Genomic DNA, 16,523 nt, shown 5'->3' on the forward strand with positions numbered 1-16,523 from the left:
AGGAAAGGCGAGCCACGACGATGGCACAGAGCGAGATGACGGTAGTGGAGCTCCGCGAATGGCTGCGGGGCTGGGTCTGCCGGGCCACCGGGCTCGACATCTCCAAGGTGACCGACGACCGCTCGCTGGAGGAGTACGGCCTGTCGTCCCGCGACGCGGTGTCCCTGTCCGCCGACCTCGAGGACCTCATCGGCCGGCCGCTGGACGCGACCGTCGCCTACCAGCACCCCACCATCGCCTCGCTCGCCGAGTACGTGGTCAACGGTCCGGTGGAGGCCGACGAGCCCACGGACCTGCACACGTTCCGCGAGCGCGGCGCGGGCATGGAGTTCGACGTGGCCGTCATCGGCCTCGCGACCCGCTTCCCCGGCGGCGCCGACAGCCCCGAGGCGACCTGGGACCTGCTGGCCTCCGCACGCGACGCCACGACCCCGCGCCCGGACGGCCGCTGGTCGGAGTGGGCGGGCGACGCCTACGTCCAGCAGGTCCTGGCAGAGGCCCCGAACCGGGGCGGCTGGCTCGACGACACCGAGGTCAAGGACTTCGACGCCGAGTTCTTCGGCATGAGCCCCCGCGAGGCCGAGATGGTCGACCCGCAGCAGCGGCTCGCGCTCGAGCTCACCTGGGAGGCCCTGGAGAACGCCCACATCCCGGCTAGTGACCTCAAGGGCCGCGAGGTCGGCGTGTTCATGGGCTCGTCGTCCAGCGACTACCAGGTCCTGCTCACGTCGGACTCCGCCGCCGCGTCCCCGTACGCGGTCACCGGCGCCTCCAACTCGATCATCTCCAACCGGATCTCGTACACGTTCGACTTCCGCGGCCCGTCCATGACGCTGGACACCGCCTGCTCGACGTCGCTGGTCGCGATCCACGAGGCCGTCAACTCCTTGCGCCTGCACGAGTCGGACCTCGTCGTGGCCGGTGGCGTCAACATGATGCTCGCGCCCGCCGCCACCATGGGCTTCGCCAAGACCGGCGCCGCGCTCAGCCCCGACGGGCGCATCAAGGCGTTCTCCTCCGACGCCAACGGCATCTGCCGCGCCGAAGGCGGGGGCGTGTTCATCCTGAAGCGCCTGTCCGAGGCCGAACGGGACGGCGACGAGATCCTCGCCGTCATCAAGGGCTCCGCCGTGAACTCGGACGGTCGCTCCAACGGCATGACCGCCCCCAACCCCGACGCCCAGGTCTCCGTCCTGCGCCAGGCCTACGCCGACGCCGGCGTGGACCCGCGCGAGGTCGACTACATCGAGGCCCACGGCACCGGCACGATCCTCGGCGACCCCATCGAGGCCACCGCCCTGGGCCAGGTGCTCGGCCGCGGCCGCGACGCCGACCGGCCCACGCTCCTGGGCTCGGCCAAGACCAACTTCGGGCACATGGAGTCCGCCGCCGGCGCCGCCGGCCTGGCCAAGATCATCCTGGGCATGCAGCACGACGCCGTGCCGCCCACGATCAACTACGCGGGCCCCAACCCGTACATCGACTTCGACGCCGCCCGGCTCAGCGTGGTCACCGAGACCACCCCGTGGCCGCGCTACAGCGGCCGCGCGGTCGCCGGCATCTCCGGCTTCGGCTTCGGTGGCACCAACGCGCACGTCGTGGTGGCCGAGTACCGGCCGCAGCCGGCCCACGTCGTCGTCGACGCCCCGTCTGACACCTCTGCCGGCGCCCCGGCCGACACCGACCCGACCGCGGAGACCACCCCCGCGACGGCCACCCCTGCGCCGGCCACCACCGGGTCGGCCACGGATGACGACGTCGCCCGCTGCGTGGCCGACGCCGTGGCGCGCAACGCCGACGAGCTCGCCACGACCGGTACCTCCGCGCCCGGTGCCCCCGCCACCGTCCTGGTCGTGTCCGCGTCCCTTCCGTCGCGCCGTAAGGCCACCGCCGGACAGGTCGCGGACTGGCTCGAGGCGCAGGACGACTCGATCGACCTCGGCGCCGTCGCCCGCACCCTGGCGACGCGCAACCACGGCCGCTCGCGCGGCGCGGTCGTCGGCCACACCCGCGCCGAGCTCGTCGCCGGACTGCGCGCACTCGCCGCCGGCGACCCGGGCCCCGGAGTGTTCAGCGCCGACGCCCCCGCCGGCACGGGCGACGTGTGGGTGTTCTCCGGCTTCGGCTCCCAGCACCGCAAGATGGCCAAGGAGCTGTACCTGTCCAACCCGCTGTTCGCCTCGTGCCTGGACGCGGTCGACGAGCTCATCGACTTCGAGGCCGGCTACCGGATCGTCGAGCTGATCCTGGACGACTCCCAGACCTACGAACTCGAGAACTCCCAGGTCGGCATCTTCGCGATCCAGGTGGCGCTCGTCGACACCCTGCGCGCGCTCGGCGCCAAGCCCGAGGCCGTCATCGGGCACTCCATGGGTGAGGTCGCCGCCGCCTACGCGACCGGTGGCCTGGGCCTCGAGGACGCGGTGCGCGTGATCACCGTGCGCTCGCGCCTCATGGGCGACGCCGAGGGGCAGGTCTCGGAGGAGGAGGCCGGCGCGATGGCGCTGGTCGAGTACTCGGCCGAGGAGATCGCGCAGATCATCGCCGACAACCCGCAGTTCGCCTCCATCGAGCCCGCCGTCTACGCCGCGCCCACCCACACCACGGTCGGCGGCCGCGCCAAGCCCGTCGCCGACTTCGTCGCGTGGGTCGAGGAGCAGGGCAAGTTCGCCCGTCAGCTGCAGGTCCGCGGTGCCGGGCACACCTCGGACGTCGACATGCTCCTCGGCGAGTTGGCCGCGGAGATCGCCGGCCTCGAGCCGCGCGAACTCACCTCCGGGCTGTTCTCCTCCGTCGACCGCGAGACCTTCTACCGCGCCGGCCACGAGCCGGTCCACGCGGAGGAGTACTGGGTCAAGGGAATGCGCCACTCGGTGTGGTTCACCCACGCCGTGCGCAAGGCCGTCGACGCCGGGTACGTCACGTTCCTCGAGCTGGCCCCCAACCCGGTGGCCGCGATGTCGGTGGCCGCCACGTGTTTCGACGCCGGTCTCATGGAGCCGAACCTCCTGCACACGCTCAAGCGCAAGGAGTCCGAGGCCGACACGCTCCTGCACGCGATCGCGCAGCTGTACGTCCACGGGCACACGATCGACATGCCGAGCGTCGTGGAGATGATCCACGGCTACGTGACCGGCCCCGACCGGTACGCGCCGGTGCCGGGCACCGCGTGGAAGCGCCGCACCCTGTGGCCCAAGGTCACCGCGGGCGGCGGGTCCGGCGACGGCCGCATGCCGGGGTCGTACGTCGCGCTGCCCGACGGCCGCCACGCGTGGCAGGTCCGCGCCGAGGTCGTGCCCAGCGTGGATGCACTGATGTCCGCCGCGGCCGCCGCAGTGATCGAGGGCGCGACCCTCACCGCCGTCGACCGGCCCGGCGTCCTGCCCGCCTCGGGGTCGGTCACCACGACCCTCACCCCGCACCCGGGTGGGGCGTCCCTGCAGGTCCACGCCCGGTCGGACGAGGAGTCCGCGTCGTTCGTGATGGTCGCCTCCGGTGCGGTCAGCGGCGGCGCGCCGATCGATCCGTCGACGGCGCCGGAGATGCCGCATTTCGAGTCGGACGAGTCCGACGCGCCGGTGGTCGGCGAGGACGACGACGACGAGGCCGACACCCGCTGGAACCCCGCCTCCGGCGAGTCGATCAGCGACAGGCTCGCCCGGATCATCGGCTCCTCGATGGGGTACAGCCCCGACGACCTGCCGAGGGAGCTGGCACTGCTCGATCTCGGCCTGGATTCGCTCATGGCCGTGCGCATCAAGAACCGCGTCGAGCACGAGTTCTCCATCCCGCCGCTCGAGTTGCAGGCCATGCGTGACGCGTCGCTGAACGACGTCGCGGAGATGGTCCGGTTCGCGGTGGAGAACCCGGAGCAGGTCGGCGAGCTGGCGGCCCAGCAGGCCCGCGGTGAGGGAGCGGTCGATGTCGCGGCGCTGCGCGACGGCGACGCCGCCGACGGCTCGGGTGCGGCTGACCCCGACGGCGCGGCCCCGGCCGGCGACGCCGTGTCCGTCGCCCCGCGCGACGACACCGAGCGCATGGCGTTCGGCGCGTGGGCGGTGGTGACAGGCGCGGCCGCACCCGGTGTCACCGGCACTCTGCCGCAGCTCGACGAGGCGACCCGGAGCACGCTCGCCGAGCGGCTGTCCGCCCGCTCCGGGGGCGACATCAGCGCTGAGCAGGTGGCCGGTGCCTCGACGATCGCCGAGCTGGCCGATCTGCTCCGGCCGTTCACCGAGGTGGCCGTCGAGGGCAACATCCGCGTGCTGGCCGAGGGCTCGGACCAGCGCACGCCGCTGTTCCTGTTCCACGCGGCCGGGGGTTCGTCGTTCGTCTACGAGCCGCTGGTCGACCGACTCGGGGCGGACACCCCGGTGTACGGCGTCGAGCGGGTCGAGGGGCCGTTGGAGGAGCGTGCCGCCAGCTACCTGGAGCGCATCCGCGAGCTCGCGGCGGGCCGTCCCGTCGCGGTCGGGGGATGGTCGTTCGGCGGCGCTCTGGCGGTCGAGGTGGCCCGCCAGCTGCGGGCCGCGGGCGACGACGTGTCGCTGGTGGTCCTGCTGGACACCGTGCAGCCGTCCGAGCCGATCCCGGACACGCTCGACGAGGCCGAGGCCCGCTGGAAGCGGTACTCGGAGTTCGCCAAGCGGACGTACGGGCTCGATGTGGAGGTGCCGCGCGACTTCCTGGCCGAGCACGGTGAGGACGGGGTCCTGGAGATGCTGCTCGGCGCGCTGGGTGCCGAGGCCAACGCGATGGGCGGCGGCGTGATCGAGCACCAGCGGGCCAGCTTCGTGGACAATCGCATCCTGCAGAGCGCGGACATGGGCTCGTGGGCCGGCGTCGGCGCCGAGGTGCCGTTCGTGCTGTACCGGGCCGAGCGGATGCACGACGGGGCGATCGAGCTGGAGCCGCGCTACGAGCGCATCGACCCGGACGGCGGCTGGGCCGCCGTGGTGACCGATCTGGAGGTGGTCCACCTCGAGGGGGACCACCTCGCGATGGTCGACGAGCCGGTGGTCGGTACGGTCGGTAAGCATCTGGCGCGTCGACTCACGGAGCTCGACGCGGGCGTACGGAAGGGAACCAACGCGTGACGGCCAAGACGACCGCGGAGAAGCTCGCTGAACTGCGGGTCAAGACCGAGCAGGCCATGGACCCGGGCAGCGAACGGGCCAAGGCCCGCCGCGACGCCGCGGGGCACACGCCGCCGCGGCAGCGGATCGCCGAGCTCCTCGACGCGGGCAGTTTCGTGGAGATGGGCCAGCTGGCCAAGGCACCGGGCAACCCCGACAATCCGTTCGGCGACGGCGTGGTGACCGGCCGCGGCACGATCGACGGTCGCCCGGTGGCGGTGTACGCGCACGACAACACGGTCTTCGGCGGGTCCGTGGGCGAGGCCTTCGGCAAGAAGGTCTGCGCCATCATGGACTTCGCGATCAAGATCGGCTGCCCGATCATCGGGATCAACGACTCCGGCGGCGCCCGCGTCCAGGACGCCGTCACCTCGCTCGCGTACTACTCGGAGATCTCGCGGCGTCAGTACCCCGCGTCGGGGTACGTTCCGCAGATCTCGATCATGCTGGGCAAGTGCGCGGGTGGTGCGGTGTACGCGCCCGTGACGACCGACTTCGTGATCGCCGTTCAGGACCAGGCGTACATGTTCGTCACCGGCCCCGACGTCATCCGTCAGGTGACGGGCGAGGACGTCACGATGGAAGAGCTCGGGTCCGCGCTCGAGCAGGCGAAGCGGGGCAACGTCAACCACGTGGCCGTCAGCGAGCACGACGCGTTCATGTTCGTGCGCAACCTGCTCAGCTACCTGCCGTCGTCGGCGAGCGAGAAGGCCCCGCGGATCAACCCGGGACTCGAGCCGGAGACCACGGAGTCGGACCTGCAGCTCGACATGATCATCCCGGACTCGGACAACGCCGCGTACGACATGCACGACGTGTTGATCCGGATGTTCGACGACGGCGAGTTCGTCGAGACATCGGGGCAGTTCGCCTCCAACATCATCACGGGCTTCGCGCGCGTCGACGGCGAGCCGGTCGGCGTGGTGGCCAACCAGCCACTTCACCTGTCCGGCGCCCTCGACATCGACGCCTCCGAGAAGGCCACCCGCCACATGATGCTGTGTGACGCCTACTCGATCCCGATCGTCTACGTGGTGGACACCCCCGGCTACCTGCCCGGTGTGGAGCAGGAGAAGCTGGGCATCATCCATCGTGGCGCCAAGATGGGCTTCGCTGTGGCGGCGTCCTCGGTTCCCAAGGTGACCTTCGTGGTGCGCAAGGCCTACGGCGGTGCGTACGCGGTGATGGGATCCAAGAATCTCGGCGGCGACCTCAACTTCGCGTGGCCGACCGCCCGCATCGCGGTGATGGGTGCCGAGGGCGCGGTGGATCTGCTGCAGCGGCGGCAGATCGAGGAGGCCGGCCCGGAGGAGGGCCCGAAGCTCCGTCAGCAGTTCATCGACATGTACAACGAGTTCATCGCGACGCCGTACACGGCCGCCGAGAGAGGCTACATCGACGCGGTGATCGAGCCGTCGCAGACCCGCCTGGTGTTGCGCGGTGCGCTGGCGCAGTTGAGGGACAAGACGCGGGTCGAGCCGCCGCGCAAGCACGCCATCTTCCCGCTGTGATCCGATAGCAACAGCGCGCCAACGGCACGAGCGCACCGACGGGCGGCCCACCGACGAGGGGGCCGCCCGTCCCGCATTTCTCCGCCCCGCAGCCGCCCCGCAGCCGCTCCTCGACCTGGCGTCTCGCTCCCGCTTCTGCCCGCGTTGGCCGCAGCCGCTCCTCGACCTGGCGTCTCGCCGTCACCGCGGTGCGCGCGAGACGCCATGTCGGCGGGCGGCTGTCCTGGCGACGAGGGCTCAGGCCGGGGCCGCGCCAACGACCGAGGGCCCGCCGGTGGCTGCTGCCTCCGGCGGGCCCTCATCGGACCGGCGGGCCCTCGTCAGGCCGGCGCGGTCCCGCGCGCTGAGCGGGTCACTCGGGGTCGGTCACGAAGATCGGCCCCTCGGGCTGCCACCAGCCCCAGCGGGTCTCGGTGCCGGTGGTCACCTCGGCTGGCGCCGGCGGCTCCTCCTGGTACGTGCCCAGCGGGGTGTAGGCCTCGATCGAACCCCAGTCCCGGTTCCAGTCGTGCCGCAGGTACGAGGGGATCGTCCGCGCCCGCTGCGCGGTCTCCACCCATCCCAGCGGCCCGCCGGCCTCGTACGACATCCAGGTGCTCGTGGCGCTGACGGCCAACGGACGGTCCGGCAGGATCCGGTACTCGGGCAGCTCGGCCACGCCCGCGTAGTGCGCGAACGGACGCTGGCACGGGAACTGCAGGCTCACCGCCCAGTCCAGCAGGACCGGCGAGTCAGATCCCACCATCTCCTGGACCGTCACGAGCTCGGGAGCGCGCGGGGGCGTGATCGCTGCCCACTGATCGGGGGTGAGGTCGTTGTCGTCGACCCGGACACGCATCACGTCGGCGTCCGCGGGGGCGTCCTGCATGTCCACCCGCAGGTTCCGCCACGTGGGGGCGGGGCCGATGTCGAACGGGACGACCGGCTCGCCCACCGTCTCGACGCCGGCCTCCGCCGAGCGGCCGAACTCCACGACCACGCTCTGGCCGTACCTGTAGATGCCGTCCGCGTCGAAGCGGCCGATGCGACCCGCCGCCGAGATGACCAGCAGCGGATGCGACTCCCGGTTCTCCGGCAGGCGGTACCAGCCCGTCTCCAGGCTGGCCTCCCGCTGCGGGCCCACGAGGAACGAGCCGAGCACCGGCGTGGTGGCGGGATCGAGCCCGAAGGGCAGTGCGACGGTCGAGGAGTTGACACCCTCGGCGCCCCGGCCGCCTCCGGTGCCCGCGCTCTCACCGGTGTTGACCGACGGGCCGCCGCCGGGCTCGGAGGTGGTGTTCGCGGCGCCGGGATCGGCGACCACCGCGTCGGCGGACAGGTCGGGGGCGACACCGTCGGGCGTGAACCCGGTGTTGCCACCCGCCTCGATGGCCGCGGCGCGGTCCTGCGGGTCGATGGTCCCGTCGGGCAAGGGGGTGGCGTCGAGCGGGGTGAGCATGCCGGCGTTGGCGTCGGGCTCGACGAGGACGCGGTCGGCGAGCATGCAGGGGTTCCCGGCGAGCGCGGAGAGGTTGCCCTCGGCGATCGTGTACGCCGGGAACTGCTTGTGGATGCCCTTGGCGAACGAGGCGATCGAGAAGATCACCAGCAGGCCGGCGACCACGGCGATCGGTGCGGCGGCGAAGGTCCGCACGCGGCGTCGGCCCTCGGTGGTCCGGGGCGCCTTGTCGCCGATGTAGTCGCGACGCAGGTGCTGCCACCCGGCGTAGGCGAACGTCAGGACCGCCAGGACGAGCAGGACGGTGGCGGCGTCGATGCCGCGGATGCTCGGCGCCTTGTCCCACCAGGGGATGCCGTAGCTCGAGACGTACCACCAGCCGTTGGGGCCGGCGAACGCCAGCGCCACCACGACGAGGATCACGCCGAGGAACAGTGTGCGGTTGCGGGCGGTGCGGACGGCGGACGCGGAGATCGCCAGGGCTCCGAGGGCGGCGATCGCGCCGCCGATGCCCGCGTAGACACCGAAGTGGTGGGTCCACTTGGTGGGCGAGAACATCATGAAGAAGGCCGTGCCCACGACCACGCCGACCAGGCGCCAGACCGGGCCCGAGGCGGCGCCCGGGACCTTGCCGCGGCGCAGGAGGGTGCCGACGACGACGGCGAGACACAGCAGCACCAGCAGGACCGGCAGTCGACGGGCGAGCGAGCCGTCCACCGTCGGGATCATGAGGTAGTAGTAGCGGACGAACTCCTCGAACCAGCTCAGGCTGGGACCGATCTCGCCGCGGACCCGGATCGCCTCGAGCACGGCGGCGAGGGTCTGCACGCCGAACACGCAGATCAGCACCATCGTGCCGGAGGCGAGGACGGGCGCGACGAGCGCGAGGTACGAGCCGATCACGCGGCCGCGGATGACGACGGTGCGCACGACGGCCCGCAGGCCCATGAGCAGTGCCGCGACGGCCATGAGCCCGGTGGGACCGGTGGCCAGGGAGAACGACGCGATGATGACGGCGATCGCGAACGGCAGCATCCGCCGGGTGGCGATGGCCCGTTCCACGGAGACCCAGGTCAGGAGGGCGCCCAGCGCGATGATGGGTTCGGGCCGCAGGCCGTTGTTGAAGGCCATCCAGAAGGCGAGGAAGACGGCGGCGGCGCTCCACACGACGACAGGGGTGGTGCGGGCGGCGCGTCCGAGGCGGGGCAGGACCTCGCGGCTGAGGACGAGCCAGCACAGTATCGCCGCCAGGAGGGCCGGCAGCCGCATCCACGGACTCGCGGTGGACACGTGCGAGAACAGCGTCAGCAGGTCGTAGTAGGGCGAGCCGAACGGCGACTCGGGGACCCCGTACCAGCGGTAGTAGTTGGCCATGTAGCCGGCGGGATCGGCGGCTCGGGCCATGGACAGGATGTAGCCGTCGTCGGAGGTGTTGCCGCCGACGAAGTGCCACACGCCGAGCGTGCCGATCACGGCGATGTCGGGCGGGCGGATCCGGAACCAGCCGCGCGGCAGGAAGCGGCGTGCGCGGCGACCGTCGGTCTGGTCCAGCGCGTGCAGCGCCCACAGGGCGACGGCGGTCGACAGCAGCCCGATGACGATCGCCGCCCACTTCCACGCGGTGGGGTCGGTGGTGAAGCGGGAGTCGACCTGCACGGTGACGTCGAGGCCCTCGGGCACCGCGGTGTCGGCGGGCAGGTCGGTGTAGACGCCCACGACCATGGGGCGCAGGTCGTCGGCGTCGACACGGCGCGCGGCACCGTCGATGCCGTCGAACGACGCCTCGACGTAGGTGGGCGCGGCGACGACGCTGAGCTGCGTGCAGTCGCCGGCCTCGACCCGGTCGCGGGGCGCGGAGACGATGACGCGGTTGCGAGAGACCACGTCGACCGTGTCGGCGGAGGCCCGGACGAACAGGGCGCGGTCACCGGCCTTCTCGCCACCCGCCGGGGCGGTGGACAGCAGGATCCCCCCGTCGGCGGGCAGCCCACCGACCAGGTCGCACGGCGCGGTGGCGGTGAACCGCTGCGGGGAGTGCGCCATGAGGGGCGCGGTGACCGAGCCGACGGAACCGTTCTGCGGCCACTGCACGGTCGAGGTGGTCTGGGAGACCGGCAGGAACGGCAGGGCCAGGAAGCACAGCGTGCCCAGGAGGCCGCTGACGATGGCGATGAGCCGGAGCCTCGCGACCCGCGGGTCGGCGGCGATCGCGCCGGAGGCCGGACTGGGAGCCGGGGGATGAGCCGGGGACGGTTCCGGGGAGGAGTCTGACACGACAGCCGATTCTAGGCGACGATCAGTTCATCGGACCCGGCGTGGTCCAGCCCCAACGCACCTCGCTTCCGCGGAGGAGTTCGGCGGGAGTGGCGTCCGGGTCGAGGGGTTCGAACCGCTGCAGCGAGCCCCAGTCGCGGGCCCAGTCGTGGTCGAGGTAGGTGGGGACGGTGATGGCCTCGACGGTCTGCCTGGTCCACAGGAGCGGGCCGCCGCCGCCGGCGCTCTGCCACCAGTTGGCGGCGGACGACGACTCGCGGTCGGCGAGGATCCGGTAGCGGGGGATCTCGGCGACGCCCCCGTTGTGGACGAACGGCCGCTGGCACGGGAAGGCCAGCGCGACGACCCAGTCGATGAGCACGGGGTCGGTGTGGCCGACGACCTCGTCAAGGGTGCGCAGCCGCGGGTTCCGCGGCGGGGTGACGGCCAGCCACTGGTCGGGGTCGAGGTTGCCGTCCGCGGCCACCACGCGCACGACCTGGGCGTCCTCGGGGATCGAGTCGAGCGGGATGCGCAGGTTCCGCCAGGCGGGCGCGGGGCCGACGTCGATGGGGGTGGTGGAGCCCATGACCTCGAAGTCGGTGGGCCCGGTCGCGCCCACACGGCCGGGGCGCCCGTACTCGATGCGCAGGGCGCCGTTGCCGATGCGACCGGCGGCCGCCATGACGAGGAGCGGGCGGTTGGCACTGCGGGCGGGCAGCTCGTACCACGCCGAGGTGAGCTCGGCCGCGACCTGCGGGCCGCGCCGGTAGGAGCCCAGGACCGGGGTGGTGTCCGGGTCGAGACCGAACGGCAGCGCGACGGTGGAGCCGTTGACCGTGACGGCACCGCGGCCGCCGGTCGTGCCGGCGTCCACACCGTCGCCGGGGTCGCGTTCGCCGGACTCGGAGGTCGCGAGCGCGCCGGAGGCCTCCGCGCTGTCGACGGTGATGGAGTCGGGCAGGCCGTTGGGGGCGAAGCCGTTGACGACGCCCGCGCCGAGGGAGATCTCGGGCCCGGCGCCGACCGCGCTGAGCAGGCCGTCGTTGGAGTCCTCCTCGACGAGCACCGAGTCGGCCAGCGCGCACGGCTCACCGGACAGCGCGCGGATGTTGCCGCGGCCGACGCTGTAGGCGGGGCTCTGGACGAACACGGCGGTGACCGCGGAGACCAGCTCGAAGATCACCACGGAGAACGCGACCACCGTCAGCGGGGTGCCGCCGATCCCGCGGCTCCGGCCGTCGGCGCGGCGGCGGGCGGCGGGGGTGTCGGCGTGCGTCCGCAGGAACGGCGCCGCGCGCCGGACGCGGCGCCACAGGGCGGCGCCGGGCTCGGAGGGGACGAGGCCCGAGTGGATGAGTCCGGCGATGAGCAGGCACACCAGGGCGCCGATGAACGCGACGTACTGGACCTGGACCCCGCCCACGGCGGGGAAGGAGTCGGAGAAGGGGATGCCGTAGTCGGAGACGTACCACCAGGTGTTGTTGGTGGCGGTGGACAGGCCGACGACAAAGCACAGCGCCGCCCACACCAGCCAGCGACTCCGATTGAGCGAGACCGTCGAGGAGCGCAGGGCGATGACGGCGAGGACGGCGAGCGCACCCGCCAGACCGGCGAAGACCCCGAAGTGGTGGGTCCATTTGGTGGGGGTGAACACCAGGAACAGCAGCGATCCCGCGAGGACGCCGATGAGTCGGCGCGAGGGCCCGGCGGCCGCGCCGGGGATCTTCCCCCGCCTCAGCATGACGGCGGTGACCAGGACCAGGCACATGAGCATGAGCAGGACGGGGAAGCGGCGGGCGACACCGCCGTCGGCGGAGACCCCGAACAGCGCCTCCCACCGCTCCTTCTCCCCGTACCAGGGCAGGCTCGGACCGAGCTCGGTGCGGATGCGGGTGGCCTCGAGGACCGCGGCCAGCGTCTGGTCGGCGAACACGGTGTAGAGCAGCGCGAGACCCACGGCCAGGACGGGGCCGAGGATCGGGGCCCACCCGACCACCCGCGCGCGCCGCCGGGCCATGCTGAGGAACTCGCGGGCGCCCGCCGCGAGCGCCGCGACGCACATGAGCCCGGTGGGGCCGGCGCCGAGGGAGAACGCGGCCACGCCGATCGCCGCGACGCCGGGCACGAGCCGGCGGGTGGCGATGGACCGCTCGACCAGCGACCACGTGAGCAGGGCGCCGAGCGCGATCACCGGCTCGGGCCGTAGCCCGTTGTTGAACGCCATCCAGAAGGCCAGGAACAGGGCGGCGCCGGTCCAGCGCGGTCCGCGCCAGGTGCGGGCGAGGCGGCCCAGCCGGGGCACGACCTCGCGGCTGATGATGAGCCACGACAGGATGCCGCACAGCAGGGTGGGCAGCCGCATCCACGGGCTGGCGGTGGAGATCTCGGCGAACACGCGCAGGATCTCGTAGTACCAGCCGACCGGGGACTCGGGGGAGCCGAGCCAGCGGAAGTAGTTGGCCATGTACCCGCTGGGCCCGGCCGAGCGGGCCATGGTGAGCAGGTAGCCGTCGTCGGAGGTGTTGGCGCCCACGAGGTGCCAGAAGCCCAGGACGCCGATGACGACCCCGTCGACCCCGGACAGTCGCGACCAGGACCGCGGGACGAAGCGGCGGTGCGAGCGGCCGTCGATGCCGTCGAGGCGGTGCAGGAACACCACGGAGGCGAGGGTGGCGAGCACCCCGATCACCATGAGCACCAGTTTGAGCGCGGTGGGGCTGGAGGAGTACCGGGAGTCGACGGTGACCTCGACCGTGGACTCGCCGAGGCCGTCGGGCGCGGTCACGGGCGTGAGGTCGGTGAAGACCCCGGTGACCTGCGGGCGCATGGTCCCCGGGACGGCGGCGCGGACCGCGTCGTCGGCGTCGTCGGGGTCGCGCTCGAGGCCGGTGAACTCGGCGACGAGGATGCCCGTCTCGGCGCGCACGTTCAGCGTCTCGCACGCGGGGTCACGCAGGGTGGACAGCGGCACCGACAGCAGCGTGATGTTGCGTACCGCCACCTCGATGACCGGGTCGCCGGCCGCGTCCTCGGCGCGCTGGACCACCAGCCCGTCGGAGATCCGCCCGGGGGCGCCCTCCGGCAGGGTGGAGAACACGATCGTGTTCTCGGGGACCTGCGCCAGCGGCGCGCACGGTGCGGTGATGGTGAGGTCGAGCGGTCGCCCGGAGACGAGCGGGGCGGTGACCGAGGCGTAGTCGGGCCCGGCCGTCCACTGCACCCGCGTGGTGTCCTGGTGCACGGGGAGGAACCCGGCGAGGATCGCCAGGACCGCCCCGAGGAAGCCGGTGATGACCGCCCACCGGCGGTCGCGGTCCATGCCGGGGTACGGGTGCAGACCGAGGGGACGCTCGACGTCGGTGTCGTGCACCTCGTCGTCGTCGCCCCGTCCCACGGTTCCCGTTCGCTCCGCTGTCATCGCCTGATCACCGCACAGCCTCCTCACCGCACCGTGATCACGGCGAACGGACCCACGTCGTGGACCTCGAAGTGGTCCCCCTCGACGGCCTCGCCGGGGATGGTGACGCCGAAGCGGCGGACGTTGGGGTCGTTGGGGTAGGTGTCCTCGGCCAGGCGCAGGGTGAAGCCGTCGCCCGACCGGCGCGTGACGATCGCGTCGGGGCCGCGCCACGGCGTGGAGCGCATCATCGCGAACAGCTCGTCGCCGCTGGTGGCGTCCTGCCACGCGACCATGGACGCGTTGCGGTCGGCGTACCGCCCCAGCGGGTTGGCGTAGTGCGAGGTGACGGCCTGGTAGGCGAAGTACGGGTGGTAGGCCAGGAACGCGTCGGCGGTGCTGGCGACGACGAGGTCGGTCCGGTCACGGCCGGGGAACGACTCCAGGATGACGCGGTCGACCTCGGCGTAGTGGGACTCGGGGCCGGGCGGGTAGCGGTCGGCCCGCTCGCCGTGGCCGTCCGTGTCGGTGTAGGCCAGCCGGATCTCGTCGTGCAGGTGGTCGGGGATGCCCTGCGCGTGTGCGAGCACGGCGAGGGCGGCCAGCACACCCACCACGGCGCCGGCGCGCCGACGACGGTCGGCGGCCTCCGCGGCGGGCCGGGGCTCACCGGCCTGACGGCCGGCCGCGCGGACGGCGAGCCCGGCGACGTCGACGACGGCGAACACCCCGGCCACCACCAGGAGGAGGATGAGCACCGGCTCGAGCCGGAATCCCAGCATGGTGGTGCCCAGGACGGTGACGGCCATCGAGGCCAGGCTCCACAGGTAGACGGCCACGACGCCCAGGCCGAGCGCCTGCGCGCGGCGCGAGGTCCACGCCCGCGCGATGATCCACACCAGGCCGGCCAGGCACACCCAGCCGGTCAAGCCGCCCGCGGTCATCGGAAGCGGCAGCCGCGCCCCGGCCTCGGGCAGGTAGTGCATGGCGGTGCCGGAGTCTGCGGGCTCGCCGCGGAGCGCGGCCAGCAGGTAGGGCGCCCACACGAGCAGGGCGATCAGGATCGACCCGGACCCGATCACGGCGAGCCGGGCCGCGGGCAGCCAGAGCGGGATCACGCGTCGACCGCGCCGCGCGGCGAGCACCGCGGAGACGGTCGCGACGAGCGCCATGAGGACGACCGTGCCCGCCGCCAGGCCGGTGTACAGCGTGTAGGTGCACGCCGACGCCCCGAGGAACAGGGTCGTGGCCACGGTGGCGCCGCGGCCGGCGTGGCGGGCCGTCGGGCTGACCGCGTGCCACGCGAGGATGAGGACCGGCGGCAGGAACAGGGCCACCACGGCGCCGTACGGCTCGGGGCTGCCGTAGGCGAGCACGATCGAGGTCGAGACCAGGCCCACCGCGGCGCCGAGGTCGGTGCGCAGGATCCGCGTCCACAGCACGGTGACCAGCGCGGCCGCGACCGCCAGCGACAGGATCGCCCACGGCTTGAACGCCGCCCAGCCCTCGAGGCCGACCAGGTTCGCGAACCGCCCGCCCAGCCAGAACCACCCCGACGGGTAGAACGACGGCAGGTCGATGTACGCCATGTCGGGCAGCCCGAGCGAGGTGGCCGAGCGGCCGAGGAACTGGGTGCGGAACTCCTGGTCCACGCTCACGCCGTGCAGGTACAGCCGCGACGCCGCGAGCGGGATGCCCAGCGTGGCCGCCACGAGCAGGGCCGACCCGGTGGGGGCGGCGAGCTTGCCCAGCCGCACCAGCGCGGGCCGACCCCCCGGCCGCTCCCCGGCGCGCGCGGCGAGGATCCCCGCCGCCACCAGCGCGATCGCGGCGGTCTGACCGACCACGGTCAGGGCCCGCAGGACGTTGGAGTTGCCGTAGGCGGGGAAGGAGACGAGCGAGAATCCGACCAGGACCACGGCGGTGACGGCTGCGGCGAGCAGCGTCGCCGCCCCGGCCAGACCGGGTCCGCGGAGTGCCGGCGGCATTCTCAGAAGGGGAGCTTGCGGAAGATGGGGCGCGGCACGTGCGTGAGCACGGCCATGACCCCGCCGAACGCGGCCGGCGCGAAGACCGCGCCCTTGCCTGCGCCGGCGTTCTTCACCGCGATCCGGGCGACCTCCTCCTTGTTGATGGTCAGCGGCGCCTCCTTGACGTGCGCCGACATCCGGGTGCGCACCTGACCGGGGCGGATCACCAGGACGTCCACTCCGTGCTCGTCGAGCGCGTATCCGAGACCGGTGTAGAAGGAGTCCAGACCCGCCTTGGTGGAGCCGTAGACGAAGTTGGAGCGGCGGGCCCGCAGTCCGGCGGCCGAGCTCATGGCGATGATCCGGCCGAAGCCCTGGCTCTTCATCCGCTCGGCGAGCAGTACGCCCACCGAGACGGCACCGGTGTAGTTGATCTGCGCGATCTGGACCGCCTTGCGCTGGTCGGACCAGAGTTCCTCGTTGTCCCCGAGGAGGCCGAACGCGACGATCGCCACGTCGACGTCCCCGCCGCCGAAGATCGTCTCGAACGCGGCCGGGTGCGTGTCGGTGGCCGCGGCGTCGAAGTCCACGACCTCCACGGCGCTCGCGCCGGCGGCCTTCATCTCCGCCCGGGCGTCGTCCACACCCGGGTCCCCGGGCAAGCAGGCCAGGATCACGCGCATCGGTCCCTGCTGCAGGTACTCGGCACAGATGGCCAGGCCGATCTCGGAGGTTCCACCGAGCAGGAGCAGGGTCTGGGGGACGCCGACGGCATTGATCATGGGCAGGAGTCTACCGACGGGCCCCGACACCGCT

Annotated in this window: 6 protein-coding genes; 2 read left to right on the forward strand and 4 right to left on the reverse strand. The window is 72.7% G+C overall.

Features of this window, described 5'->3' with window-relative positions; genetic code table 11:
• The first annotated feature begins 20 nt into the window (after positions 1-20).
• Both pks13 and VYL96_RS01600 read left to right on the forward strand, forming a co-directional pair.
• The gene (pks13, locus tag VYL96_RS01595; RefSeq protein WP_131886549.1) at positions 21-5,096 is read left to right on the forward strand and encodes a polyketide synthase Pks13; all 5,076 of its coding nucleotides are present in this window, start codon (positions 21-23) and stop codon (positions 5,094-5,096) included.
• A gap of 56 nt (positions 5,097-5,152) precedes the next feature.
• The gene (locus tag VYL96_RS01600; protein ID WP_131886556.1) at positions 5,153-6,646 is read left to right on the forward strand and encodes an acyl-CoA carboxylase subunit beta; all 1,494 of its coding nucleotides are present in this window, start codon (positions 5,153-5,155) and stop codon (positions 6,644-6,646) included.
• 352 nt (positions 6,647-6,998) lie between these two features.
• Here the strand turns inward: VYL96_RS01600 and VYL96_RS01605 are convergent, their stop codons facing one another.
• Genes VYL96_RS01605 through VYL96_RS01620 form a run of 4 tightly spaced genes read right to left on the reverse strand, consistent with a single transcriptional unit; the run spans position 6,999 to position 16,489 of the window.
• Positions 6,999-10,358: an arabinosyltransferase domain-containing protein gene (locus VYL96_RS01605; RefSeq protein ID WP_131886548.1), complete on the reverse strand. Its 3,360-nt coding sequence runs from the start codon at positions 10,356-10,358 to the stop codon at positions 6,999-7,001.
• A gap of 22 nt (positions 10,359-10,380) precedes the next feature.
• On the reverse strand, positions 10,381-13,758 hold the full coding sequence (locus tag VYL96_RS01610; RefSeq protein WP_061227888.1) for an arabinosyltransferase domain-containing protein: 3,378 nt from the start codon (positions 13,756-13,758) through the stop codon (positions 10,381-10,383).
• 23 nt (positions 13,759-13,781) lie between these two features.
• On the reverse strand, positions 13,782-15,725 hold the full coding sequence (locus tag VYL96_RS01615) for an arabinofuranosyltransferase (RefSeq protein ID WP_109148468.1): 1,944 nt from the start codon (positions 15,723-15,725) through the stop codon (positions 13,782-13,784).
• A gap of 2 nt (positions 15,726-15,727) precedes the next feature.
• Entirely contained in the window at positions 15,728-16,489 is a 762-nt protein-coding gene (locus VYL96_RS01620; protein ID WP_061916255.1) for a decaprenylphospho-beta-D-erythro-pentofuranosid-2-ulose 2-reductase, read from the reverse strand.
• Positions 16,490-16,523: the final 34 nt, after the last annotated feature.

It is taken from the genome of Dietzia maris, assembly GCF_036287335.1.
Taxonomy (GTDB): Bacteria; Actinomycetota; Actinomycetes; order Mycobacteriales; family Mycobacteriaceae; genus Dietzia; species Dietzia cinnamea.

Coding starts and splice junctions, on each gene's coding strand:
- pks13 (WP_131886549.1), top strand. CDS start 21: ATGGCACAGAGCGAGATGACGGTAGTGGAGCTCCGCGAATGGCTGCGG.
- VYL96_RS01600 (WP_131886556.1), top strand. CDS start 5,153: ATGGACCCGGGCAGCGAACGGGCCAAGGCCCGCCGCGACGCCGCGGGG.
- VYL96_RS01610 (WP_061227888.1), bottom strand. CDS start 13,758: ATGACAGCGGAGCGAACGGGAACCGTGGGACGGGGCGACGACGACGAG.
- VYL96_RS01615 (WP_109148468.1), bottom strand. CDS start 15,725: ATGCCGCCGGCACTCCGCGGACCCGGTCTGGCCGGGGCGGCGACGCTG.
- VYL96_RS01620 (WP_061916255.1), bottom strand. CDS start 16,489: ATGATCAATGCCGTCGGCGTCCCCCAGACCCTGCTCCTGCTCGGTGGA.